Consider the following 24,598-nt stretch of genomic DNA (forward strand, 5'->3'; position numbering starts at 1 on the left):
TTGTCCCACCCATTCTCGCGCGGGGAAACCAGCCCACAAATAACAGGCCGACTACCGACAACACATCCTCAAAATAGGAAACTTGTCTTTTCGGGATCGAGTAAATTGTCGTTGATTAGATGATCGCGACACTGCAGCACACCGTCCGCCGGGCCATGTAGTTGGCCGACCACATGGTAGAAAACGCGGAATTCGGTTTCTTTTTTCTTTTTCAAGGTGACCTTGCATCGCACGCCCCTTGCGATAAATGGGTGGCAAGCCGTTAACACCTTCACTTTAAGCATTTCATCGTTCACCAGCGGGCTTTCAAAATCCATCAGTACCTGGGCCTGATCTTTGAAGGTAAAGTATTCAACCCCTTGTAGCAACTTCATGGGCGCCAAATCGTTACCGCCGCCGCCGTTCACCTGAAAAAGAACCCGAAGCTCATCGTAATTAAAAAACAGAACCCTTTTGGTTTGCAGCTTCGTTGATAATACGGTCAAGCGGTTTTCCTTATCCTGAGAAAGAAAGTAGTCGAGGACCGCCTTAACACGTTTCTTTTTGCCGGTACAGAAAAGCACTTTGGTCATAGATCGTCCAGGGTGAGAATATCCAACAAAGGCCCGAATCTCGGTATTTTAGGTCCTCGGGAACACGAAGCACCCGAACCCCCTTGAAAGCGTCGACACTTCCTTAATTAAGAAGCGCAGTCACCTTCTTCACATTTCGGAACACGGCGGCTTCAACTGAAATACTCGAAAGGGTTTTTCGAAGAAGCTTTCTCCTCGACACACCCTCAATCGGCACAACTAAGAAACGCACGCCGGAAAAAGCATTCGCGCGGAACGACAAGCGATATGAGGCGGCGGGGATGCCCCCAAGCATGCCATAAACGGCCTAAAAAAACAAAACGTTTAAGGGCAGTGTGAATCCCGAGAAAAAAGAGATCGCCCCCCCTCAAAAGCACCAAAGCGAACCCCGCAAAGAAACAGCATCGCCAAGCGAGGCGCCCCCTCAAAAAAGAACGCGCTCATAACCCGCAATTCTCACAAGGCAATCTGCTACGGGGCAACCCATGCGATGACGCGGGTTTGCCTTCCGTGTGACGCGCTCGAGCCGCCTTCGCCTCAGCTGCGACGCCGAAAGGTCGGCCCCGCGAAAGGTCGGCCCCGCGAAAGGTCGGCCCCGCGAAAGGTCGGCCCCGCGAAAGGTCGGCCCCGCGAAAGGTCGTCCTCTTCGTGCACACAAGGCTTTCACCTAAGAAGCGCGATAACTCGCGGTGATTTTCGCCCTTCTTTAGGTTTCAGCTTCTCGCGAGGAGTCCTTGTGAGAAATGCGGGCAAATCGCCGAAACGGGCCCAGGACCAAGATGGAGCACACCATAAAAAAACGACCGCAAGCATATCTCAAATGCAGCTTGCGGTCGTTGTGGGCAAACGAGGCGACAGGTTTAGGTAACGCCGTGCATCCAGCGCTTGAGCAGCGGGGAAATCAGCGAAACAAACACGCCAAAACCAAAAGCCAGCATGGCAATGACCCAGAAGACGTTCCCGTAGGCCATCACCCCGGCGGCGGCGCCAACATCGTCGCCGGTGGTAAAGCCGGCAATGATGGCGGCCAAGTTGTTGGCAAAGGCGGTAAACAGGAACCACATCCCCATCACAAACCCGGTAATTTGTTGCGGCGCCAATTTGGTAACCATGGACAGGCCGACAGGAGAAACACACAGTTCGCCCGTGGTGTGGAACATGTAACCAAGCACCAGCCAAATAAGGCCGACCTTGCTGTCCTCGGGCATAATGTGGGCCCCGTACCAAAGACAGATGAACCCGATCCCGACCTGAAAAATCCCCAGGCCGAACTTCATCGGAATAGACGGCTCTAAATCCTTGCGAGCCAGGGTGATCCACATGACTGAAAACGGAATACCGAAGAGCAGGATGAACATGGAGTTGAACGACTGAGTCCAGGAAACCGGCATTTCCCAAGTACTAATGGGCGCCAAACTCAAATCGACATAATCCCTGGCGAAGATGTTGAGCGAGCTACCGGCTTGCTCAAAAAACGCCCAAAACACCACCGAAAAAGCGATCAGAATTGCGGCAACAACCAGCCGTTGCGCCTGAACTTTTTCGCATTTGGTGATGGCGTAACCGGCGATAAAGGCAATAGAGCCCACAGCCAAAACAATCAAAACAACACTCACCAGCTTGTGTTGCTGGACAAGCCACCAAAACACGAATACGGAAGCAAAAGCACCAATATAGACGGCCCATTCACGGGAGACCCCAAGCGGCGTCGCTTTGGCAAGCGCCTCGGGGTCGGGCGGCTCAGCTTTACCTTCCAGGTGTTTTTTGCCGTAATAGAACTGAGCCAGACCGGCAAGCATACCGACACCGGCAAGACCAAAACCCCAGTGCCAACCCACGTTCTCACCCAGGTAACCACAGGCGATGGGAGAGAGGAAGGCGCCGAGGTTAATCCCCATGTAGAAGATGGTGTAGCCGGCATCGCGACGTTTGTCTCCTTCATCGTACAAGCGCCCGACAATACTGGAAATATTGGGTTTGAAGAATCCATTCCCAACAATAATAAAGGCAAGGGCCAAGTAGAAGATCTGTTCATGTTCAAACGCCATAACGAAGTGACCGACGGCCATGAGAATCCCGCCGAGCATAACGGCCTTGCGGAACCCCAAAACGCGGTCGGCAAGCATGCCGCCAAACAGCGGCGTTAGATAAACCAACGCGGTGTAACTGCCATAAATGGCATAAGCGCTGGCCTCAGGGTCAGGGTCTTGAGCAAAAAGGGTCGCGGCACAATAAAGCGTCAACAAAGCACGCATGCCGTAGTAACTAAATCGCTCCCACATCTCGGCCATAAAAAGCACGGCCAAGCCTGGTGGGTGACTTTGTTTAACCTCAGTCATAAGTTGTGTACCTCAAATCTCATTGAACTGCATGAGGATCGACGGCCGTGCGCCGGTGACAACGAAAAAGCGACAAAGACCAACTGAACCAACCGGCATGAAACGGCGTGGTTCCTCCCAAAAGCAGGAGGTCTCTCTTTGCATCCTTCGCGGCGCTAAATCTCGAGCGGCCTCTCCCCTTCCGAACGTTACGCGGTAACAACATGAATTAACGGCCGTCTACCGCGGAACGGCATCATGCTTGGAAAGCAAAAGGGTGCATGGTTGCGGATACAAAATAGGTAAACCTTGGCAAAAGAGGCGAACCTCAATGCAATAATCTGCCGATAAAAATTGCTTCCCGCTGGGAATAACAGCGGCAGTATACCGCAAGCCCGAAACGAATCGCAAGCAAACGATAGATAGTCAAACCGCAAAACAAACAGGCTTGTTTCAGGTGAAAGAGAAGCATAAACCGCGTGCGTTTGTCGGCCGGCTTCACGACTCTGGCGAAAACCCACGGAAGGTTGCGTTTTCTCAAACCCGCGTTCTTTGAACCGCAATATCCGCACGCCTCCTCCGAAGAAGCCGTAGCCGGCAACGTTTTTTAGCGCTAACATAACAAAAATCATCACGGGTCATAGCCCCTGGCCGCGCTTCGTTTCCGCAAACGAGGCAAAGAGAGAGACTTGTCATTCGCCACAATCTCCCCCTAAAATACACACAACTTACCCGTAGCCGAGAAAGGCTCCCCTCTCGGCTAGTCCACTCTACCTATTTAATAAGGTAACGATTTCCCCTTAAAAAACCCCCAACCTTCAACCGGCGTCTTTCCGGGATTTCCCAAAACAGGCTCGAAGCGCAATCATGCGCGTGATCACGCCAAAAAAAGACAGCGCCGTTAACAGTTTCCCCTTTCACGACCCGGCTTTTTGATTTAGCCGAGGGCTCTTTTATTTAAAGATGCATCCCCAAAGACCATCTCGTAAGGACCGTCCGATCCCTTCGAAACCCACCTTGCGATAAGAGACACGGTCAAAGGTCGCGAAATTCGGTTCCCAGCCCACGGAAAGAAAGAAAACCACGGAGACACCCCGGGGTGCCCGGCAGGTTTTCAAAAAAGTGCATCCCGACCCAAACGCCGCCTGCGCGGTGGGCCGAAAGGCCCAACGTAAAAAGCGGCTCGGTAATCAACTTTCGCAAGCGACGAAAGTACGCAACGAGACCAAAATACTCACACTCACCAAAACACAAGGGTCATTTAAACGCGCCAACCAGAAACTCATGTTACAGCAAACGCTGACGATAGATTTACCAAGCACCTATCGTGTAGGGGGTTATTTGTGAAGTGTCGCTTGTTCTTTTTTGCCGTGCTCTGGGCCGGCACCGGTCTGTTTGGCCAGGAGATGTCCGTCAACATGGGCCTGATCAAAACCCTCATTCCCAATAGCTCCAGGGTCGCCGTTATTTTCAACCCTAACGGTCCGGCGGCAAGCAGTCTGACGGGCGAAATGGAGGCAACCAGCCGCGACCAATCGCTCATGGTCATCAAAGTACCGATCACCTCTATTCGCGAAATTGCACCGGCGATGCGCAACTTGGCCTCGTTTGAAGTGGATTTCATGTACTTGGTGGAAGACAAAATTATTACCGGCACCAATTCCATAAAGTTCGTTGTCAAATCGACCGTTAAGAAGGGTATTCCTGTTTTTGCCACAACTGATAACGCCTTCAAAGGCGGTGCCCTTGGTCGGATCGATGGCTCCGGCGATGCGGCGGTACTGACCATTAACGGCAAGGTTCAATCGCGTTTTAACCTGCAGATCCCCGAAGGAAATAACAAAATCAAAATAGAGGAATAGGCATGGCCGTAAAGAGCTTACTCAACGTGCGAATCCGAACCAAAATCTGGTGCGGCTTCCTCGCATTGGTGATCGTACTTTCCAGTGTCTTCTCGTTCGTAACCGACCGAAAATTCAGAGTTCAGGTGTTTAACGAGTTCTTGACCCGGATCGAAAGCGACGCTTCCAGCTTCATGAACGAAATCTCTTTGAACCTGATCATGGGCGACACGGAAGCAGTCAACAAAAGTATCACCTCCCGTTTGAGGGGCTCCGATTTGGTCGGGGTTCTGGTCTTCGACGTAGGCGTTGACGGCTGGATGTACCAGGCCACCGACAAAGATGGCAACCGAATCAGCGCGGGCGATGCGGAGAGCCAACGCGACCACTTGCTGAAGGAGCTGGGTGAGTTAGCGGTCACTTTTCGAAAAAAGGACCAAAAATACGAGAGCCAGAAAGAGACATCGAATTATACAGATTTCGCCAAAACCCTCGAGTCAAGCGAACAGTTTGGCTACGGCACCAACATTCGCTTTCAAGAGACCGTGGACATTCAAGGTAGCAAACACCTCGTGTTCGTTTCTTCAGCCTTTGACGAGGGAGCAACCTCCAGCGCGCACGTCTTCCTCATTTATTCCTTGGAACGGCTTGACACCATCATCGGCGACAACCGTTGGATGTCACTCCTGATCGTTGTCTTGGGCTCTCTCATTTCCATCCTGCTCGGTTTGGCGCTCGGTAATTATATTGTTCGGCCGATTAACGACGTCGTGGAAATCATTAAAGATCTGGCCGAAGGCGAGGGCGATCTGAGCGTGCGCTTGAACTCAAGTACGAACGATGAAATCGGTGATTTGTGTAAATGGTTCAACACCTTTGTGGGCAAACTCAACGACCTCATTGGCCGGATGGACACGACCAGCCACCTGCTCAACAAGCAGCTTGCCAACCTGAACCAGAACATCGAGCTCCTTCACGAGAACGTCGACAAGACGGACACCACCTTCCACGCGGTCGCCCAAGTCGGCGAATCGCTCCAGGTCGGCATCGACAACATCAACCTGGGAACGGAAACGTCCCACGCCGAAATGGAAAAAGTCGCATCCGGTTCAGAAACCATGTCCAGCAACATCTCAGAGGTTTCAACCTCGGTCCAATCCGCGGTGCGCAACCTGGCCGAGGTAGCCTCGGCGGTTGAAGAACTGTCGGCCACCCTGCAAGAGATTTCACGCAACATGGAGCACTGTAGCAAAACCACCCTCGATGCCACGGAACTTTCCAAAACAGCCAGCGACAGTGTCCGCATTCTGGATGAGCACGCCCGTAACATTAGCGATTTCGTGAGTATCATCGACGCCATTTCCAAACAAACGAACTTGCTGGCGCTGAACGCCACCATTGAGGCGGCGAGCGCCGGTGAAGCGGGCAAGGGTTTTGCGGTCGTTGCCAACGAGGTCAAGGATCTGGCCAAACAAACCGCACAAGCGGTACAACAAATTGCCCACCGTGTTTCTGAGATTCAGCAAAGTACCAACACCGTGATCGAAGCCAACGACCGAATTGCCACGGTAATGAACGAGGTAAGTTCGATTAACACCGGCATCGTTGCCACGATTGAGGAACAGGCCTCCACGGTTCAGGAGATCCACCGCAACCTCGACAACACCAGCAGTGAATCGGAAGCGATTTCGCAATCAATCCAATCCTCGCTGGAAATTTCCATTGAGGTACGCGACGCCTGCCAAGAAGCATTCAAGCAAGCGTCGAGTGTTTTGACGGTAACCCGCGACATTCTCGAACACTCCAAGCTGCTCGCTGAAAAGTCGGAAGAAGCCAAATCATCCTCGGCCGAAATGGTTGATGCGCTGGGCAGCAGCACCAGTTCGGTTTCCGATTTGTCCAACGCGGCCCAGTCCATGCTGGCCATCACCAACAAATTTAAGCTGGATACAGCAGACGGCAACTAACCTCTGCCGGCCCGTGCACGACGCGTTTGCGTCGCGCACGGGCGGCCCATTATTCATTGCACAACAGGGCGGGTATGCATGCGAATGAAGGTTCGCACGTTTACCCGCCCCACGTTCGTTAGCAAGCAAGCGGCCATTGTGGTCGCGACAGGGTGTGCCTCATTCATATGAGCCGCGGTATCGGTCCGACCTTGTCGCGACGACTCACGAAACCACAAATGCCGGCCATTCTTCCCACCCCGCATTGCTTACAAGGCATTCTGCTACGGGGCAACCCATACGATTACGAGGATTTGCCTTCCGCGGGGCGGCCTCCCGCGGGGCGGCCTCCCGCGTTACTCGCTCGAGCAATCTTCCTACGCACAAGGCTTTCAGCTTCTCGCGACGAATCCTCGTAAGCAATGCGGGCCAAGGGAAACGGAAACGCCCATCATCCACAACTGAAAAAGCAACTAATGATGGCCAAGTTCAATCACAGGCGCGGCGTTATCACGACCGCGTAACTGAACCGCGGAACCGATGATACGCTCCACATCACTCATAATTTGGCGCCGATCCGCAACCGTAAAACCGGTCGTTTCGTAGCGTGGATGGATGGTCACGCGACACACCCCTTTTCGGGTCACAATGCTGTTGCGCCCGCATACCTCGCGAGAATTGTGAATGGTCACGGGAACAATGTCGAAGCCCTCTTGGATCGCCATCAAAAAACCACCGTTCTTAAACGGCAACATCTCGCCCGTTTTGGTCCGGGTTCCCTCGGGAAAAATTATCACATCGATCCCGGAGCGAATACGTTCACCGGCCTTGCGCAAACTCTCGACCGACTTGGTGCGATTGGTGCGGTTGATGGGAATCATGCCCAGCAACATCATGGCTTGCCCCAAAAAAGGCACGTACATCAGGGTGTGCTTAAACAAAAAACGCACATGCCCCGGCAAAACAGCGACCAAAATGGGGATATCGATCATGCTGGCGTGGTTGGCCATGTAGATCGCGGGTTTGCCCGCGGTGAGGTGTTCTTCACCCACAACCTGGAGTTTGATGCCGGACATCCAAAAAACGGAATTCGCCCAAAGCTGCATCACTTTCGAGGGCCAGGCCAGGCGGGAAAAGGGTCTCGCCAAACACACCGCGATCGACAACAGGATCGTGATGGGCAAAAACAATAACCCGGCGATAACTCCTCGAACATTCATAACAAGACCACTCTTAACGTCATGCTAACGGCAAAATCGGGTCAAAACTTAAATAGCAGCGAACACCCTACCGTTGACCGACGATTTCCTTAAGATTAAAGCACAAACCGCGACACAACCACGGGTTTTGTGCCGCTTACCGACAAACAGGGGCAAGGCCGCGAAGCGGCGCGCCACCCGGCGACACCATGCGAACCAACCAAAACTGGGCGCTTCGCAAAGAGTCGTGTATCTTACCACAAGCCCCCGGTACCGCGGCCGCACGGGGCCGTCACGGTTCACCGAGGCGCGAAATACAGCGTCCTGGGTACTAGAAGCCGGAAAACCGGCAATGTAGCAGGGGAGGAACACACCGATGGTTCAGGCAGACATTCACATATTACTCAATCAGGTAGAAGGCCCGGTCAACCTCGGCAGCGTCTGCCGTGCCATGGCGAATACCGGCTTCTCACGGCTGCGATTTTCGGGGCCGCTGGACGCCGGGGTTGGCGAAGCACGCAAATTCTCGGTCCATGCCTTGCCCATCCTCGAACAAGCGGACAAGTGCGCGGATATAAACGAGCTCATCGACGAATGCGACCTGGTTTTCGGTTTCTCCCCACGCAATCCCTGGCTTGATGGACGCGCTTTGGATTTGGACCAATTCCATGAACAACTCCACCAAGGTGTGGGCCGCGGCAAAACCATCGGTTTGCTGTTCGGCAATGAACAAATCGGTCTCACCAATCACGACCTTGCCCTGTGTGATTTCCGCGTCGCCCTTCCCACCAACGAGGGTTACGCCAGCATGAACCTGGCGCAAGCGGTGCTCATTGTTCTATGGGAGATTAACCGCAAGCAAGCCGGGCGCCTCGACCGCAACGAACCAGACCCGGAAATGGCCGACGGGCGCGAGAAGGCGGTGTTGGTCGACAAAATCCAACACTTCCTCAAGGAAATGGACTTTCTCGACCCCCAGTACCCCGACCGGCTGTGGCGCGAGGTGTGTTTGATGTTCAAGACCCGCGATTGGACCCGTCGCGAAATGAACCTGCTGATGGGCATTTTCTCTAAGGGTGCCAACCGTTACGCGGCACTCAGCCGAAAACTAGACTGGAAGAAAGAACGCGACGAGGAGCATACTTAAAGCAAACCGAAGCGTCACCCGCTAAATAAGCGGCACACCGTGGTAGTTGGAGTAAATGAAATAAATGGGCGCTTCTTCGCGTCCGGCCATACCGCAGTTAAAGGTACCGGCATCGCCAAGGTAGGGCTTAAGGTAATCAGGCACGGCTATTTCCCAGGTTACATCGGTAAACCGAATGGGGAACTTGCCGCCGGTGGCGTTGGCGGTGTGGAAATACAGGGCCGTATCGTCCTCGTCACTTTCATCAACAGTGACCCAGGTTTGGTAGGATTGGGGATAATCCCCGACCTGTTCGAGCAGATGAGAAAACGCGACAAAAAGGCTATCGACCCGTTCGGCCCAAAACTCGCCCGGACCAACCGCATGGGGTTGCCACTGCCACAAATCATAACTTTTGCCGGGGGTAAGATCTAACTGGAAAGCCCGCGCCTCCTGCTGGAGTCGTTTGACCAAACGTTTTTTGCCTCGAACCTTCTTTTTGCCGGACGCGACCGACGCGGAACCCGCTTTCATTCACTCACCTCAAAACCATACAACCGCACATCTTCGCGGGGTTTGCGCTTGCTAACGCGCGATTCAACGGCGTACCGAACGACAAAGGAACGAACCGTCAGCGATTCGAAAGCCGCATTCCCTGGTGCAAACCACAAACCGGGGCGGAAGAAGAAAGGTCGTTCGTGCCGGAATACTGTACCAAATGCGACCCTCGGTAAGAATCGCAGATCGCCATTTTATCAAGCACGGCTCCATTGCCAACTCATTTTTGGCATGGTCTCAGAAAATCCGTGAGCGGCGCCAAATGCCGTTTCCTCACCAAAGAACCGGCAACAAGAATACCCTCAGACACTTACAAAAAGGAAAACAGACGATATAAAAATTCACCAGATCCCAAGCTCAGCAAAAACTCAAAATAAGCCCCTAAAAAATGCAGGTGGTTTTAATAAAGCTCATCCTTGGCACAGGCCAAGGGTCGGCCTTCCTCCAGGCGTTTTTGGATCCATTCGCCAAGGTGCATGTATTTTTTTTCGTTATTACAGTCCTTGCAACAAGGCACACAGTTGTTTTTGGTGGAACGTCCGCCACGCACAATCGGCGTTTTGTGGTCCATGGTGAGGTCGTCGGGAGAAAAGTATTCACGACAATAGTAACAACGCCCGCTTCCCAGTTGGTTGCGCCACCAGGAGCTTTTGCGTAGCTCTCGTGCCTTGGTGCGCTCGCGTTTCTGTTCATCCTCGGGCGTTAACGACACAAAAAAATCCAAAAAATCATCTCCTTCTGACCTAAGAGGCGCGATAAGAGCGAGGGATTTTGGCTAAAGATCTGGAGCGAAATGGTTTGGAAAAAGCGGAGGCGCACCCAGTGGGTGCGGTGAGCATTTTTACAGGCCGTTGGAGCCCAGAGGTTTAGCTAAAATCACCGCGACTTGTCGCGCTTCTTAGGTCTGATCCAAACCAGGCGGGTCGGCCCCGGTGTGGGCCGGGACAAACCCGCGCCAATCTCTAGTTAATCAAACCACGTTGCTTGGCGATTTTGGTAAAGGCACCGATGGCAACGTCCAAATCCTCACGGGTATGCCCGGCGGAAAGTTGGACCCGAATACGCGCCTGGCCCTTGGGCACCACGGGATAACTGAAACCAATTACATACACGCCTTCACCCAGCAGGTCGTCGGCGGTTTCCGCGGCCTGGCGCGCGTCACCGATCATGACGGGCACAATGGGGTGGGTCCCCTCGAGAATGTTCAGCCCGGCCGCCGTCATTTTTTCGCGGAAATAGGTGGTATGGCTTTCAAGTCGATCCCGGAGTTCCGTTGATTCCGCCAGCATTTCGAACGCTTTGATCGCGGCCATCACCAGTGGCGGCGCCAAGGTGTTCGAGAACAGATAGGGTCGCGAGCGCTGACGCAAAAGATCCACGACTTCTTTTCGGGCGGCGGTAAAACCACCCGACGCCCCACCAAGCGCTTTGCCCAAGGTTGAGGTGATGATATCCACGCGCCCCATCACACCGTGGTGCTCGTGGGTACCGCGCCCGGTTTTGCCGACGAACCCGGTCGCGTGGGAATCGTCCACGTGAACCAGCGCGTTGTACTTGTCGGCCAAATCACAAATGGCGTCGAGTTTGGCAATGTAACCGTCCATCGAGAACACGCCGTCGGTGGTGATCAAACGAATGCGGGCGTCCTGGGATTCTTGCAAACAACGCTCCAGCTCGGCCATGTCGCTGTTGGCGTAACGGAAACGACGCGCTTTACACAAACGCACCCCGTCGATAATGCTGGCATGGTTGAGCTGGTCGGAGATAATCGCATCTTCCTTACCGAGCAAGGTCTCAAACAAACCCGCGTTGGCGTCAAAGCAGCTTGAGTACAGGATGGTATCCTCGAAACCGAGGAATTGAGCGATCAAGGTTTCCAATTGTTTGTGAATGTCTTGGGTGCCACAAATAAAACGCACGGACGACAAACCGAAACCATGGCTGTCTAATCCGGCTTTGGCGGCGGCAATCAGATCGGGATTGTCGGAGAGGCCCAGGTAATTGTTCGCACAAAAATTGAGCACCGGCCCGGCACCGGCGCGGATGGAACGGCTCTGCGGCGTGGTGATAATACGCTCGCTTTTGTACAAACCGGCATCCTGAATTTCACTGAGGGTATGCGCATAATGATCGCGACTCGAATCGTACATATGTCCTTCCCTGACCAAACTTGCGGGAACGGACGTGCGTCCCGCATGATCTCCTTATACTAACAGGCCCGCAACGATAAAAAACCGTCCCTTGGGCTGCAAACAAAAATTCGGCAACAGACCAAGGACGGGAATACCCAACCCCGCAACCAACACCCAAGCATCATAAATACAGCAATTTGCACAAGACCGGCACCACCAGGGCCATAATCAAAGGAAAGGTCTCAACGGTACCGTCAACACCAAAAACCCAACAAAACGAACCGCTTGCACAAGACTGTCACCACAAAATGCAGGAGAGCAACCCATCGCCTCGGCCGCTTCGCCCACATCTGCTTTAAGGGCTTAACAGCTCGGCGGTACCATCCACCGAGGCGCCCCGTCCTGGTTGAAAGTAGGCCTCTTTCGCGCTATGGTTGAGCATCGCATCCCAAATTTAAGTGCTTGTGTGAGGGACGTTTGAGGATCATTATCGTCGGGGCCGGCGCCGTTGGTTCCCACCTAGCTGAGCAGCTTTCCAAAGAGCACCACGACGTCACGGTGATTGAGGAAGACAAGGACCGCATGCAGCGCCTGCAGGATGCGCTCGATATTTTGGTCATGCAGGGCAACGGCGCCTCGCCCAAGGTTCTTCAGCGCGCCGGCATTGAGACCTGCGACCTGATGATGGCCCTAACCAATCAGGATGAAATCAACATCGTGGCCGCGCTGACAGCCTGCAAAAGCAAGGTCCCTTTTAAAATCGCCCGTGTCAGCAATATGGACTACTACCTGCTGGATAACTGGCTGAGCGAGGACAACCTCGGCGTCGACCTACTGGTCAACCCCGAATTCGAATGCGCCCTGCAAATCGGCAACCTGCTGGCGGTACCGGGCGCCTCGGACGTCGCCGAATTCGGTAGCGGCCAAGGCATGCTGATTGGGCTGAGCATTCAAGACGGCGCGCCCTGTGTCGGCGAAACCCTCTCCGACATGATGCTGCGCTATGACCGCCAATACTTCCTCGCGGGCGCCGTTTCCCGTCGCCAACGCACCATCATCCCCACCGGCCGCACCCGCTTGGAAGCGGGTGACCAAGTTTTCTTTTTCTGCCAACGCGGATCACTTGACGACATTTACGAATTTTGCGGTTTGAAACGTCGCATGGTCCGCCGTGTGATGATTTTGGGCGGTTCCAAGGTTGCGGTTTACCTTTGCAAGATCTTGGAAAAAAAAGGGATTCGCGCCACCCTCATCGAAAACGACGAGGAACGCGCGGAGGAATTGGCCGAAAAACTCGACCAAACCCTGGTCATCCAAGGCGAGCCAACCAACGTCGAAATGTGGGATTTAGAGGGCATTGAAGAAGCCGACGCCTTTTTGGCGCTGACCCGTGATGACGAGGAAAATCTGCTTTCCGGGCTAATCGCCCGTTCAAAACGGGTGCCCATCGTGATTGCGCTCCTGGAAAAACTGGAATACGTGCCGCTGGTGAACCAAGTCGGCGTGAACACGGCGGTTTCCTCACGCCTGGCGATTGTCGACAAAATCCTGAAATACGTTCGCCGCGGCCATATTCTTTCGGTGGCCACCCTCAAGGGCAACGAGGCCGAGGTCATGGAGTTCCGCGTCACCAGCGGCTGCAAGCTCACCAACACCCCGCTCAAGGATTTGAAAACCCCGCCCGAGGTGCTGTTTGCACTGATTGAACGCGAGGGTTCGATTTTTGTGCCCACGGGGCACACCCAAATCCTGGAGTCGGATCGGGTGGTGGTTGTCGCGGGGCCAACCAGCAAACGCCATGTCGAAGAGCTGTTTGCATGAAGATTCGTTTGGTCATCAGCCTGGTCGGCATGATTTCCATGGTCATGGGCTGCTGCATGTTGGTCAGCATGGTGGTTTCCCTGCTCTACGGCGAAAACAAAACAGCCATGCAAATCGCGCTCAGTTCCTTAATCGCCCTCGTGATCGGCGCGGGCGCCTTTAAGCAGTACAAACCCCGCGAGGGCGAGCTGGGCCTCAAAGAAGGGTTCGGCATCGTCGGCTTTAGCTGGTTGGCGGCTTCGCTGGTCGGCTCGTTGCCGTTCATGTTAACCGGCAGCATTCCCAACTTCGCCATGGCGTTCTTCGAATCGGCCTCGGGCCTGACCACCACCGGTTCCACCATCCTGAGCGACATTGAAGCCCTCCCCAAGGGCGTCCTTTTCTGGCGCAGCTTCACCCACTGGCTGGGCGGCATGGGGATCATCGTTCTCAGCGTCGCCATCTTACCCTACCTCGGCCTGGGCGGCATGCAGCTCTACAAAGCGGAATCACCGGGACCAACCAAGGACAAACTCGAGCCACGCATCCAGCAAACAGCCAAACTTCTGTGGGGCGTCTACCTATTAATGAGCCTGGCCTGCTTCCTGCTCCTTTGGTTGGCGGGCATGGATGTCTACGATGCCGCTTGCCATACCTTCGGCACGGTCGCAACCGGTGGTTTTTCCACCTACAACGCCTCGCTCGGCCATTTCACCCAACCCCTGATTCAATACATCGTCATCTTTTTTATGCTGATTTGCGGCATCTCCTTCGCCCTGCACTACCGCGCGCTCAGCGGTGAACCCAAGGCCTACCTGCGTACGGCGGAACTGCGCTTTTACCTGCTACTCATTTTTGCAACCACCTTCATCATTTACTTCTCTCGTGTCGATGCCGGCATCCCCATCGAACAAAATTTCCGCGAAAGCCTCTTCCAGGTGGTTTCCATCATCACCACAACCGGCTACGGCACCGCCGATTTTGAGCAGTGGAAACCGGTCGCCCAATTCTCACTGCTGGCCCTGATGGTTGTGGGCGGCTGCGCCGGCAGCACCGGCGGCGGGCTCAAGGTGATCCGAATTCTGCTGTTGACCAAATACCTCAAAATCTCGCTGAACCAGCAGCTTCATCCTTCCGGCGTGTTTGTCATCAAACTCGACGGGGTGCGCGTCAAGCGCGAGGTCATCCAAAACATCCTCAGCTTGGGCATGGTGTTTGTGTTCATTATCACCATTGCGACCTTTTTCCTGACCCTCTACGGCGTGGACGTACTTACCGCGGCCACGGCCACCCTCTCCTGCGTCTCCAACATCGGTCCCGGCCTGGGCGACGTGGGCCCCACCGAAAACTTCAGCAGCATCCCAACCCCTGGTATTTGGCTGCTGAGCCTGTGCATGATCATGGGCCGCCTCGAGATCTTCTCGCTGCTCATCCTCTTCATGCCGCAAACCTGGCAACGGTAAAACCAAACCCGGTTCAAACCAGCCCCGCCGCCTTCTTGCACACCCCTCCCCGCCCCTCCTCCTTCACGGATTGACGGGATCTGTGCTAAGTTGGAGCGGTTTATGCGCAGGTTCGGTTTCTCTGCATCGGCCGGCCTTCCACACCCTTCATCGCAAACCACGACTGTCCGGCAGCGGGTCCCGAAACCCCTTTCCCACGCAATGCCCGTCTCGAGGTCGGTTCCCTTTGACAAAGTCCTGTGGTTTCAGCGAGTCCACGTATGATCCGGCGCGGTCGACCCTCTTGCAAGATTGTGTGTCCTCCCGACGCCGCCTCGGTACCCATCCGAATTAATTTCGATAAGAAGTGAGTCAACATGGTTTTGCGTAATAGAGAGTTCAGACGACGTGGCGGAAGCAGCGAAGGACGCGGCGGACGCCGTTTTCTTATCCTCCTCCTGGTCGTCGCCGGTGCCGGTTACTTAGGGTATCGCCAGTTCATAAATATGACGCTGGACAAGGCCAACGAAGCCTTGGTTCGCCGCGATTACCAAAACGCCTCACTTTATTTCGAACGCGTCTCCGGCCTGCCGTTCAATAACGGGCGGGGTCACGACGGACTCGGTGTGCTCAAATTACTTGAGGACGACCGCGAGGCGGCCCGCGAACACTTTCGCATCGTGTTGGAACACAAACCCAGTCGGTTCGGCGGCGACCCGGCCGCGGTACTCGACCTGATGATCGAAGAAGGCCGCTACGAAGCCGGCCGCATCTATTTGACCTTTTTGCAAAACTGGAAGGAAGCCGACGCGTTGCAACCCTACCTGCTCGACTTCGCCGCGATTCAATTAGGTGTCCGCGATCTAAAAGCCGCCAAACCGCTGCTTGAAAAAGTCACCGCCCAGGCGGACAACCCGCGCTACGAAAAAGTCACGGCCCTGGCCAAACAATACGAGGAAGACGGCGCCGTGCCGGTCTTGCTCGACCGCAACGGCAAAGCCATTTTGCAATACGACATGCAGTCCGAGGCCTACGCCTTTGCCACCCCCAAACTCTTCGCCGGCTGGAACGATCCCAACGGGGAACAGGGCGCGCCGGCCATGCTGAGCGAACGCGAGCGCATGAGCCGCATTCATACCACGCTGGATCTCAACCTTCAGCAGGTCGCCCATCAGGCCATGGAAGGCTACAACGGCACCATGATCATGGTTTCCCCACAAAACGGCGAAATCCTGGCGGCCTACGGCACCGACGGCAACAACCCCTTTACCCGCACCTTTGAGCCAGGCTCCGTGATTAAGGTACTGACCTACGGCATCTTTTTGGAAAACGGCGGTGACGTGAAACCCTTCGCCCCCAGAAAATACCCCGGCAACATGAAAATCGGCGACCGTATTTTGTACGACTGGACCACCCAGGGCCAACTCAACACCGTCGAGGAAGGCATGGCCGTTTCCTGCAACCTGATGTTCGCCCAAATGGGCCTGGAACAAGGTTGGCCCAAACTGGGTGAGGGCTATCGCGGTATTTTCGACGACCGCGTCGGCGCCAATCTGCTCACCGCGGCCACGCCCGGTCGCGTCAACAAGGAACCAGAAAACGCATATGAGCTGGGCCGCATCGCCATCGGCCTCGATTTCCTCGACACCAGCGTGGTCGGCTTGGTCATGATTCCCACCGCCGTCGCCAACGGCGGCAAGGTCGCCGAACCTTGGATGCTCAAAGCATTCTCCAACCTGGAAGACCAACCGTTCCACACACCGGAGCCCTCGCCGGAGCAAGCCATCTTTAGCGCGCAAACCGCCGCCAAACTGGTCGACTCCATGGCCGCTTCCATGGAAGCGCCGCGCGGCACGGCCCGACGCGCCAAGGTCGATTTGGTCAAGGCCGCCATGAAAACCGGAACCGCCGGCGACCGTCCCCACGACAGCATTATGATCGGCATTTTCCCCGTCGAAAAACCCAAGGTCGCCTTCGCCTTTTTCTTGGATCGCGGCGGCAAATGCGAAATCAACGGCGCCCGTGTGGCCAAACGGTTACAGGAACAGATGAGCGCCCTGGCGCCAAGCTATCTGGCCGATTAAATTGAGCTACGGCCCTTAAACGCCGACATCCACCCCATCGAAAAAGGGTCTCTGACCCACGACCGCGCCGAGGGGCGGCCGCGACCGCTTCTCCCGACCACTTGTTCCGAGGAGTTTCTCCCATGTCGCTTCATATTAAATCCTACGTCCTACGCTTTGGAGAGCTGGGCCTCAAAGGACGCAACCAAGATCGTTTTGTCGACGACCTCATTAAAATTGTTAAACCCCGCGTCAAACACCTCGACGGCAAATGCGAGAAACGCCACAAACGGGTCCTGCTCCACACCACCGCCCCACCCGAACAGGTGCGCACGGCCTTGTCCACCGTCTTCGGTTTGGCCGGCATCAGCCCGATCTACACGGTCGGCCATGAACTGGACGACATCAAAGCGGCCGCCTGGGAATTGATGAAAAAATACAAGGACAGCGGCAAAACCTTCGCGATCCGCGGCCGTCGTCCCAATAAAAAATACCCGATGACCTCGATGGACCTGCAACGCGAGGTCGCCACCTTTTTGCTCCAGCAAGGTTTGAACCTCAAAGTCGACCTCAAAAACCCCGACATCGAACTCGGTCTCTCCGTGGAGACCCGCGAAACCTGGCTATACCTAGAGACTTGGCCGGGATTGGGCGGCCTTCCGGTATGCGGGCGTACCACCCACGGCTTGCTGCTCAGCGGCGGCATCGACTCCCCCGTCGCCGGGAATTTGATTCAAAAACGCGGCGGTCGCCTGGAGGCGGTCTATTTCCATACACCGCCTTTTACCGTCGAGGCCGCGCGCGAAAAAGTCGAAGATCTGGCCGAGGTCTTGGCACGCTACCAAAACGGCTTGGCCCTCCACGTGGTGAACTTCACCAACCTCATGAAAACCCTGCGCGCCAAATGCGACGAACGCTACACCGTCATCCTCTCGCGGCGCTTTATGATGCGGGTCGCCGTTGAACTGCTAAAACCCTGTAACGGCCAATCCCTCGTCACCGGCGAAAGCTTGGGCCAAGTCGCCTCGCAAACCATTGAAAACATTACCGCCGTCAACGAGGGGTTGCCGTGGCCCGTGCTGCGTCCCTGTATCGGCATGGACAAACAAGAAATCATTCGTCACGCGCGCCGCATCGGCACCTTCGACATCTCGATCCAGCCCTTCGAAGACTGCTGTTCTCTGTTTTCTCCAAAAAATCCTGTAACCAAGGCCCTGCTTGACATCGTACATAAGGAAGAAGCCAAGATTGACGCGGCGGCTTTGATCGAAGAAGCCTTGACCCAAACTGAACGGATCATTGTGTTTGCCGATTACACCCAACGCCCGCTCCCCGCCGATGTCTAAGGTCGCAAGGAGGCCCTGATGACGCGTCCCGCCGTCAAACACGTCCCTTTGTTCAAACCCGAACCCCAGCGCGTGGTTCTGTCTCTTTTTTTTATGGTGTTCGCCGCATTCGCCGCCAACGGTTTGTTCCCACTTCCCGAGGAACCCGCGCGCGTTCAGTTTTGGGACCTGACCCTGACCGTTACCGCCTTTGCCGTCGCCATGAAAATCCTCATCAGCAGGAATCGTTTGTTTCATTTGAGCGTTCTTGCATGGTGCGGCTTGGGTTACTGGTACATCGGCAAACGCCTCAAGGAAATGGAAATGGCCTTGATGGAACCCGCCTACGGTGAGCAATACCTGGTTTACGCCCTCGCGGCGGCGGCCGTCTTGCTGATCACACCTTGGGTTTGGCGCCTGTTCCCCGACTGGCGGTTTTCCGATAAACCCCTACCACCGATCCTTTTTCGCGACGGAATCCGCTATTAATCGGTAGCGTTCGGCCCCGGCACGGACCCCTTCGCGACAAACGCGGCCGCCAACAGGGCACACCCAAGAAAACGACGTCACAAGCGCCACTTCACGCGCTATGATGCCCTCGGCGGCACGCGACCCTCGCGCCCCCACCTTTGATTAACGAGGCACCCACCCTTGAATGGCTTGCTGGAACGGCTTCTCGAAGCTCCCGAATGGTTGAAAATTTTTATTCTTGCATCGGCAACCCTGGTCTCCGAGGATTTGACCACCATTAGCGCGGGTATTTGGGTCGCGCAAGGAACCCTGAACCCGTTCACCGCCCTATTGGGTTGTTTCATCGGGATCTTTTTCGGCGACGGCCTGCTGTACCTGGCGGGGTTGCTGCTCGGACGCCCCGCGCTCAAACTCCCCATTCTTCGCAACCTCTTGCCCGAAGAAAAGGTCCAGTTGGCCGAAACCTGGTTTGAAAAAAACGGCATGATGGTGGTCATCGCCTGCCGATTCATTCCCGGCACCCGCCTTCCCACCTATTTTGCCGCCGGCCTGCTCGGCTCACGCGCCAAATTTTTCATTATCGCCTCGGCGGTGGCCGTTGCGATTTGGGTCCCACTCCTGGTCGGGCTTTCCTGGTTTTTCGGCGACAAACTCCTCTCGCTGATGATTTTTAACGAAAAGTACCAAGTCCCGGTCATGGTCGGCGGCATCCTGTTGATGTTTGTCTTCCTCAAGCTCGTCATGAAACTCAGCGATTGGCGGATTCGACGCCGCCTCAAAAGCCGTTTACGCCGTTTTTACCGCTGGGAATTCTGGCCGATCCCCATCGTTTACGCGCCGATCATCGGCTACAACCTCTGGTGCATGGTGCGTTACCGCGCCTTGAGTTACCCGCTCGTTTCCAACCCCGGCATCAACAACAGCGGTTTTATCGGCGAATCGAAAAACCGCATCCTGGGCGCGTTTCAGGGATGTGACGCCTTCATCGCCCCGTGGTTGGCACTTCCACCGGAGACACCGGAAAAACGCCTCCAACAGTTGGAAACCTGGATGGAACGGGAAGACATCGCCTGGCCCATCTTCCTCAAACCGGATTCCGGTCAACGGGGTGCGGGCGTAAAAAAGGTCAAAAACCGCGATCAAGCCGCCGCCTATTTTGCCAATTTCCAAGGCGAAATCCAGGCCCAGGCCTACCATCCCGGCCCCTATGAATTCGGTGTGTATTACGTGCGTTTGCCAGGCGAAAGCAAAGGTCGGGTGCTGGGTTTAACCGGCAAAGAGTTTCCCGTTGCAGCCGGTGACGGCCGCCAAACCTTGGACGAACTCATCCTGCGCCAACCGTCCGGCTTGGGCCGCATCCACATCTACCGCCACCGCTACCGCGATCAGCTGGACACCGTCATCCCACGTGGCGAGGCCGTACCGCTGGTGCTTGCGGGCAACCACTGCCTCGGTACCATTTTTAACGACGCCTCTCACCTGATGACCGACGAACTCGCGGCCAAGATCGACGAAATATCCCAGTCGATGGACGGCTTTTTCATCGGCCGCTACGATATCCGCGCCGACAATTTAGAAGACTTTCGCAAGGGCCGGCGTTTCAAGATCATCGAATTGAACGGCGCCACCGGGGAACCCTCGCATATGTACGACCAGCGCCACGGCATCCTGCACGCCCAACGCACCTTGGTGCGACACTACCGGTTCCTGTGGGAAATCGGCTACCGCAACCGCAAAAACGGGGTTGCGCGCTTTCCCATCAGCCGTTTTATCGGTGACGTGTGGCGTTATTACCGCACGGCCCAATCCCACCCCACCCCGGATTAACGAAAACGGGGTTTTACGCGATCAATACCCAGGGCGGCGCCCGCCTAAATCAGGCGGCGGTTTCCAGCGAAGCCTCGAGAAACAAATCGAGGGCCGCGTGTACCTCTGCCAAGGTAGACGCTCGCACCGCTTGGGCACGAACCTCGCGTGACAAACCCAGGTCCTTGTGGAGCCGCACCAAAAATTTCCGAAACGACTGGCAAGCGTGTTTTTCCGTTTTAACGCTGCTCTCGACCGCCAGTTCGGCAAAGGCTTTCCAAAGCGCGATTTTCTCTTCAAAACCGTAGACGCGACGGGCGCCTTCCTCGTCACCCGCAAAAGCCGCACAGGCCCGTTTAAGCAACCAGGGGTCCGCAACCGCACCGCGCCCGACCATGACGCCGTCGAGGTTGCCCAGCTTGTCCAGGGCGCCGGCAACCGAAACCACGTCACCGTTGCCGAATACCGGAATCGACAGCGCTTCTTTTAATGCGTAGATCGAGGTCCAATCGGCTTCACCTTCGAACTTTTGACTGTAGGTACGACCATGGATGGTGATGGCGTCCAAACCGCAATCCTGAAGGCGTAACGCGAAGGGAATGAGGTTGCGGTCGTCTTCCCAGCCAAGCCGGGTTTTCACCGTAACCGGAACAGAAACCGCCGCCTTGGTTTGGCGGATGATTTCCTCGGCGAGGTCGATCTCTTTCATGAGGGCCGAACCGTGGCGGTGCGCGACAACTTTTTTGGCGGGACACCCCATGTTGATGTCGATGCCCTGGGCGCCTTCTTGCTCGGCGAGGCTTGCCGCAAGGGCGAATTCGGCCGGATCTTTGCCGTAAAGCTGAATGACGACGGGTTTTTCATCGTCGTAAACGCGAAACATCGTTTTGGCCAGGCTGGGTTTTTGCGATACCAAGCGGGCGCTGAGAAATTCGCTAAAAACCGTCGCACCGGGCGCGACTTTTTTAATGAAACGGCGGAAGGGTGGATCGGTATAACCGTCCATCGGGGCCAGAATTACCTTGGGATAGGATCCCGTTAACCAGGTCATGCATTACCTCTTCGGCGCGGGTGCGGAACCTAAGAGGCGCGAAGCGAGGATTTTTGGCTAAAGATCTGGAGCGAAATGGCTTGGAAAAAGCGCAGGCGTACCTGGAAGGTACGTCGAGCATTTTTACAGGCCGTTGCAGCCCAGAGGTTTAGCTAAAATTACCGCGAGTTATCGCGCTTCTTAGGTGAAAGACCGACGCGCACAGCAAACGGGCATTTTACCAAAAAAGTAGGGGTCATGGGAGACGGGCCACAGAATCCATTGTGGAAGGCCAAGTTTCGCTGGGTTTCCCAATCCCGTTTCGCTATAGTCAAGGTAACGCATTCCTCACACAAAACGAACCTTGCATCCAGGCCTTTCCACGCGCCCAAACGGCGCCAACGCCGCTTCATATCGGGCCCTCAGGCTGTTCCTGCCACGCTCGAGGGAGCCACCCCGTCAAGACGCGGGTGTTCCGTTTCGGTCGTCACGGTCCGAAACCAACCATGACTACAGGTCCCGCGCGACCGGTACAGAACCCGTCGTGAGGAACCGGCCGAGTTCCGCGGCGTTGCAACCGAGCCGTCCGCCGACCGGCCACGATCATCTTACGGCCCCCGTTCGGGGTCGTCTGGAGGCGGCGGGCGAACCACGACCGCCTCCTGTTGCGACTTTATTCGTTCGCCACCAAACCTGTCCCCGCCCGACCGACGCGGGGATGATGAAAAGGGGGTCGACACATGAATGTAGAAGATATTCGCAATGTGGGCATTGCGGGACACGGCGGGTGTGGCAAAACCACACTCGCCGAAGCCATGCTTTTCACCGCCGGGGTCACCAACCGCATGGGCACGGTCGAACAAGGCAACACCGCCAGTGACTTTCACGAACAGGAAATTGAACGCGGCATCTCAATCAGCACCAGCATGATGCATTTCAAATGGAGCGATCACAAAATCAACCTGGTTGACGCACCGGGTTACCTCGATTTCATCGGCGAAGTCTACGGCGCCATGCACGTCGTCGACAGCGGCTTGATTGTGGTAGACGCCTCTTCCGGGGTCGAGGTCGGCACCGAACTCCATTGGAAATACGGCAAGAAACACGATCTCAGCAAGTTCGTGGTCATCAACAAACTCGACAAAGAAAACCTCAACTTCGACCGGGTCGCCGCCGAGGTGATCGAACAGTTCGGCGAAAACGTGGTCATCGCCCAGTTTCCTTACGAAACCGGCGCCGGTTTCTGCAAAATTATCGACCTCATCCGCGGCGCCATGTTGGTTTATGAGGGCGACGACGGCCACTATCGCCAAGAACCGATTCCCGCCGACATTGAGGAGAAGTATCAGGAATACCGCCTCAATTTCATCGAGTCCGTGGTGGACCACGACGAAAACCTGATGGAAAAGTACCTGATGGACGAAGAAATCAGCGAGGACGAACTCAAAGCGGTTTTGTCCCATTGCAGCAAACACAATGCGTTCTATCCGATCATGTGCTGCAGCGCGAAGAAGAACATCGGGGTTGATCGCCTTTTGGAAGTGCTCGTGAAGTACGGCGCCTCGGCCTCGGATCTGCCCGACATTACCGGCAAAGATCCCGAGGGCAACATCATTTCCCGCCGCTGTAGCGCCGATGAACCCGCCGCCGCGCTTATTTTCAAATCGATATCGGAAAAACACGCCGAGTTGTCCTTCGTCAAAGTTTACTCGGGCACCCTTATGTCCGGCACCACGCTGACCGACGCCAACAGCGGCCAAAGCGAGCGCATTTCGGCGCTTTACTTACTCAACGGCAAGCACCGCGTAGAAACCGACAAACTGGAAACCGGCGATATGGGCGCGATCATCAAACTCAAACACGCCCACACCAACGAAACCCTCTGCGACGCCAAGGCCCCGATCATCATCAGCCAAATCAAGTTCCCTGAACCCGTTATCCGCGCCGCCCTGGTGCTCAACAACCACGCGGACGAGGACAAATTAAGCCAAGGCCTGGCCCAACTCCACCAGGAAGATCCCACCTTCCATTTCAGTTACGAATCCGAAATCAAACAAACCATTGTCAGCGGGCAGGGCGAACTCCACCTCGATTGGGTCATCCACCGCCTTCAGAACCGCTTTGGGGTCACCTGCACCCTGGAAGAACCCAATATTCCTTACCGCGAAACCTTGCGGAAATCCGCCACCGTCCACAAACGCTTCAAAAAACAAAGCGGTGGACGCGGTCAATTCGGTGACGTTCATATCGAGGTGACCCCGCTGCACCGCGGCGGCGGCTTTAAATTCGTCAACAACATCGTCGGCGGCGCCATCCCAACCAAATTCATCCCCGCATGCGAAAAAGGCGTGGTCCACGCCATGAGCGAGGGGTTCCTCACCAACTGCCCGATTGTCGATCTCTCGGTGCGTTTGTTTGACGGTGGCTACCACGACGTCGATTCCTCCGATATGGCCTTCCAAATCGCGGCCTCCCTGGCCATGAAAGAAGCGATGGAGCAAGGTGGTTCGGTCATCCTGGAGCCCATCTACGAGCTCGAAATCCGCATCCCCGAGGATTACATGGGCTCGGTGATGGGCGATGTCTCCAGCCGTCGCGGGAAAATCCTGGGCATGGATAACGACGGCGCCTTCCAAGTCATTCACGCCGAGGTGCCCCTGAGTGAAATGTGGAAATACTCCTCCAACCTGCGCTCCATCAGCCAGGGTCGCGGGCGGCACAGCCGCAAGTTCTCCCATTACGAACCCGTGCCCCGTGAGGTCCAAAACAAACTGATCGAAAAGTTCAAAGCCTTGCGAGAGGAACAAGGGCACGCCTAACGCAATCTTTGGTTGCTCAGCCCTTTTCTCGCGGTAACCGCGGGAAAAACGCGCGGCGCAAAACCCACGGGCGCATCCTCGGATGCGCCTTTTTTGTTGGGGAACCGGCTGTGCCGTTGGCATACAGCCCCGTCAAATGTAAAAACTTAA

At 55.5% G+C, this 24,598-nt stretch carries 18 protein-coding genes; 10 read left to right on the plus strand and 8 right to left on the minus strand.

Annotation, left to right across the window (positions count from 1 at the left end; translation table 11 throughout):
* Positions 1 to 68 precede the first annotated feature (68 nt).
* The 3 genes from J3U88_RS22015 to J3U88_RS22025 all read right to left on the minus strand — a co-directional run bounded on the left by J3U88_RS22015 (position 69) and on the right by J3U88_RS22025 (position 3,525).
* Complete coding sequence (locus tag J3U88_RS22015; RefSeq protein ID WP_207861144.1) at positions 69 to 572, minus strand: hypothetical protein; 504 nt, start codon at positions 570 to 572, stop codon at positions 69 to 71.
* 860 nt (positions 573 to 1,432) lie between these two features.
* Positions 1,433 to 2,911 carry a peptide MFS transporter gene (locus tag J3U88_RS22020; RefSeq protein ID WP_207861145.1) on the minus strand — a complete coding sequence of 493 codons (1,479 nt, stop codon included), beginning with the start codon at positions 2,909 to 2,911 and terminating at the stop codon, positions 1,433 to 1,435.
* Positions 2,912 to 3,099: 188 nt separating this feature from the next.
* Complete coding sequence (locus tag J3U88_RS22025; protein ID WP_207861146.1) at positions 3,100 to 3,525, minus strand: hypothetical protein; 426 nt, start codon at positions 3,523 to 3,525, stop codon at positions 3,100 to 3,102.
* Between the two features lie 720 nt (positions 3,526 to 4,245).
* Here J3U88_RS22025 and J3U88_RS22030 point away from each other — a divergent pair.
* The gene (locus tag J3U88_RS22030; RefSeq protein WP_207861147.1) at positions 4,246 to 4,752 is read left to right on the plus strand and encodes an ABC transporter substrate binding protein; all 507 of its coding nucleotides are present in this window, start codon (positions 4,246 to 4,248) and stop codon (positions 4,750 to 4,752) included.
* Positions 4,753 to 4,754: 2 nt separating this feature from the next.
* The gene (locus J3U88_RS22035) at positions 4,755 to 6,698 is read left to right on the plus strand and encodes a methyl-accepting chemotaxis protein (protein ID WP_207861148.1); all 1,944 of its coding nucleotides are present in this window, start codon (positions 4,755 to 4,757) and stop codon (positions 6,696 to 6,698) included.
* Positions 6,699 to 7,150: 452 nt separating this feature from the next.
* On the opposite strand, the gene J3U88_RS22040 is transcribed toward J3U88_RS22035, so the two are convergent.
* Entirely contained in the window at positions 7,151 to 7,897 is a 747-nt protein-coding gene (locus tag J3U88_RS22040; RefSeq protein WP_207861149.1) for a lysophospholipid acyltransferase family protein, read from the minus strand.
* A 355-nt stretch (positions 7,898 to 8,252) separates the two neighbouring features.
* Between J3U88_RS22040 and J3U88_RS22045 the strand changes: the two genes are divergently transcribed.
* The gene (locus J3U88_RS22045) at positions 8,253 to 9,023 is read left to right on the plus strand and encodes an RNA methyltransferase (RefSeq protein ID WP_207861150.1); all 771 of its coding nucleotides are present in this window, start codon (positions 8,253 to 8,255) and stop codon (positions 9,021 to 9,023) included.
* A 21-nt stretch (positions 9,024 to 9,044) separates the two neighbouring features.
* On the opposite strand, the gene J3U88_RS22050 is transcribed toward J3U88_RS22045, so the two are convergent.
* From J3U88_RS22050 to kbl, 3 genes are all read right to left on the minus strand, one after another.
* Entirely contained in the window at positions 9,045 to 9,536 is a 492-nt protein-coding gene (locus tag J3U88_RS22050; RefSeq protein WP_207861151.1) for a hypothetical protein, read from the minus strand.
* Between the two features lie 424 nt (positions 9,537 to 9,960).
* A complete protein-coding gene (locus J3U88_RS22055) occupies positions 9,961 to 10,284 on the minus strand; it encodes an HNH endonuclease (protein WP_207861152.1) in 324 nt (107 codons plus the stop codon).
* 238 nt (positions 10,285 to 10,522) lie between these two features.
* Entirely contained in the window at positions 10,523 to 11,710 is a 1,188-nt protein-coding gene (gene kbl / locus J3U88_RS22060) for a glycine C-acetyltransferase (RefSeq protein WP_207861153.1), read from the minus strand.
* A 459-nt stretch (positions 11,711 to 12,169) separates the two neighbouring features.
* Here kbl and trkA point away from each other — a divergent pair, with 459 nt between their 5' ends.
* From trkA to J3U88_RS22090, 6 genes are all read left to right on the plus strand, one after another.
* Positions 12,170 to 13,513, plus strand: a complete 1,344-nt coding sequence (gene trkA / locus J3U88_RS22065; RefSeq protein ID WP_207861154.1) for a Trk system potassium transporter TrkA — start codon at positions 12,170 to 12,172, stop codon at positions 13,511 to 13,513.
* Positions 13,510 to 14,955 (plus strand): TrkH family potassium uptake protein, encoded by a 1,446-nt coding sequence (locus J3U88_RS22070; RefSeq protein WP_207861155.1) that lies wholly within the window; start codon positions 13,510 to 13,512, stop codon positions 14,953 to 14,955. Before trkA ends, J3U88_RS22070 begins: the two co-directional genes overlap by 4 nt.
* Positions 14,956 to 15,311: 356 nt before the next feature.
* Positions 15,312 to 17,018, plus strand: coding sequence for a penicillin-binding transpeptidase domain-containing protein (locus tag J3U88_RS22075; RefSeq protein WP_207861156.1), 1,707 nt, complete (start codon positions 15,312 to 15,314; stop codon positions 17,016 to 17,018).
* 122 nt (positions 17,019 to 17,140) lie between these two features.
* Positions 17,141 to 18,343: a tRNA uracil 4-sulfurtransferase ThiI gene (thiI, locus tag J3U88_RS22080; RefSeq protein ID WP_207861157.1), complete on the plus strand. Its 1,203-nt coding sequence runs from the start codon at positions 17,141 to 17,143 to the stop codon at positions 18,341 to 18,343.
* An 18-nt stretch (positions 18,344 to 18,361) separates the two neighbouring features.
* Positions 18,362 to 18,811: a hypothetical protein gene (locus J3U88_RS22085; protein ID WP_207861158.1), complete on the plus strand. Its 450-nt coding sequence runs from the start codon at positions 18,362 to 18,364 to the stop codon at positions 18,809 to 18,811.
* A gap of 162 nt (positions 18,812 to 18,973) precedes the next feature.
* Positions 18,974 to 20,620, plus strand: coding sequence for a DedA family protein (locus J3U88_RS22090; protein ID WP_207861159.1), 1,647 nt, complete (start codon positions 18,974 to 18,976; stop codon positions 20,618 to 20,620).
* Between the two features lie 49 nt (positions 20,621 to 20,669).
* Here the strand turns inward: J3U88_RS22090 and J3U88_RS22095 are convergent, their stop codons facing one another.
* The gene (locus tag J3U88_RS22095; protein ID WP_207861160.1) at positions 20,670 to 21,650 is read right to left on the minus strand and encodes a tRNA dihydrouridine synthase; all 981 of its coding nucleotides are present in this window, start codon (positions 21,648 to 21,650) and stop codon (positions 20,670 to 20,672) included.
* 719 nt (positions 21,651 to 22,369) lie between these two features.
* On the opposite strand from J3U88_RS22095, the gene fusA reads away from it, so the two are divergent.
* On the plus strand, positions 22,370 to 24,448 hold the full coding sequence (gene fusA / locus J3U88_RS22100) for an elongation factor G (RefSeq protein WP_207861161.1): 2,079 nt from the start codon (positions 22,370 to 22,372) through the stop codon (positions 24,446 to 24,448).
* The last annotated feature ends 150 nt before the right edge of the window (positions 24,449 to 24,598 follow it).

The sequence above is a fragment of the Acanthopleuribacter pedis genome (assembly GCF_017377855.1).
Classification (GTDB): domain Bacteria; phylum Acidobacteriota; class Holophagae; order Acanthopleuribacterales; family Acanthopleuribacteraceae; genus Acanthopleuribacter; species Acanthopleuribacter pedis.

What these genes read in the sequence shown, in the direction of transcription:
- J3U88_RS22035 (WP_207861148.1), top strand. Translation starts at nt 4,755, where the DNA reads ATGGCCGTAAAGAGCTTACTCAACGTGCGAATCCGAACCAAAATCTGG.
- thiI (WP_207861157.1), top strand. Translation starts at nt 17,141, where the DNA reads ATGTCGCTTCATATTAAATCCTACGTCCTACGCTTTGGAGAGCTGGGC.
- J3U88_RS22050 (WP_207861151.1), bottom strand. Translation starts at nt 9,536, where the DNA reads ATGAAAGCGGGTTCCGCGTCGGTCGCGTCCGGCAAAAAGAAGGTTCGA.
- J3U88_RS22015 (WP_207861144.1), bottom strand. Translation starts at nt 572, where the DNA reads ATGACCAAAGTGCTTTTCTGTACCGGCAAAAAGAAACGTGTTAAGGCG.
- J3U88_RS22075 (WP_207861156.1), top strand. Translation starts at nt 15,312, where the DNA reads ATGGTTTTGCGTAATAGAGAGTTCAGACGACGTGGCGGAAGCAGCGAA.
- J3U88_RS22020 (WP_207861145.1), bottom strand. Translation starts at nt 2,911, where the DNA reads ATGACTGAGGTTAAACAAAGTCACCCACCAGGCTTGGCCGTGCTTTTT.
- J3U88_RS22095 (WP_207861160.1), bottom strand. Translation starts at nt 21,650, where the DNA reads ATGACCTGGTTAACGGGATCCTATCCCAAGGTAATTCTGGCCCCGATG.
- J3U88_RS22085 (WP_207861158.1), top strand. Translation starts at nt 18,362, where the DNA reads ATGACGCGTCCCGCCGTCAAACACGTCCCTTTGTTCAAACCCGAACCC.
- kbl (WP_207861153.1), bottom strand. Translation starts at nt 11,710, where the DNA reads ATGTACGATTCGAGTCGCGATCATTATGCGCATACCCTCAGTGAAATT.
- J3U88_RS22045 (WP_207861150.1), top strand. Translation starts at nt 8,253, where the DNA reads ATGGTTCAGGCAGACATTCACATATTACTCAATCAGGTAGAAGGCCCG.
- fusA (WP_207861161.1), top strand. Translation starts at nt 22,370, where the DNA reads ATGAATGTAGAAGATATTCGCAATGTGGGCATTGCGGGACACGGCGGG.
- J3U88_RS22070 (WP_207861155.1), top strand. Translation starts at nt 13,510, where the DNA reads ATGAAGATTCGTTTGGTCATCAGCCTGGTCGGCATGATTTCCATGGTC.
- J3U88_RS22040 (WP_207861149.1), bottom strand. Translation starts at nt 7,897, where the DNA reads ATGAATGTTCGAGGAGTTATCGCCGGGTTATTGTTTTTGCCCATCACG.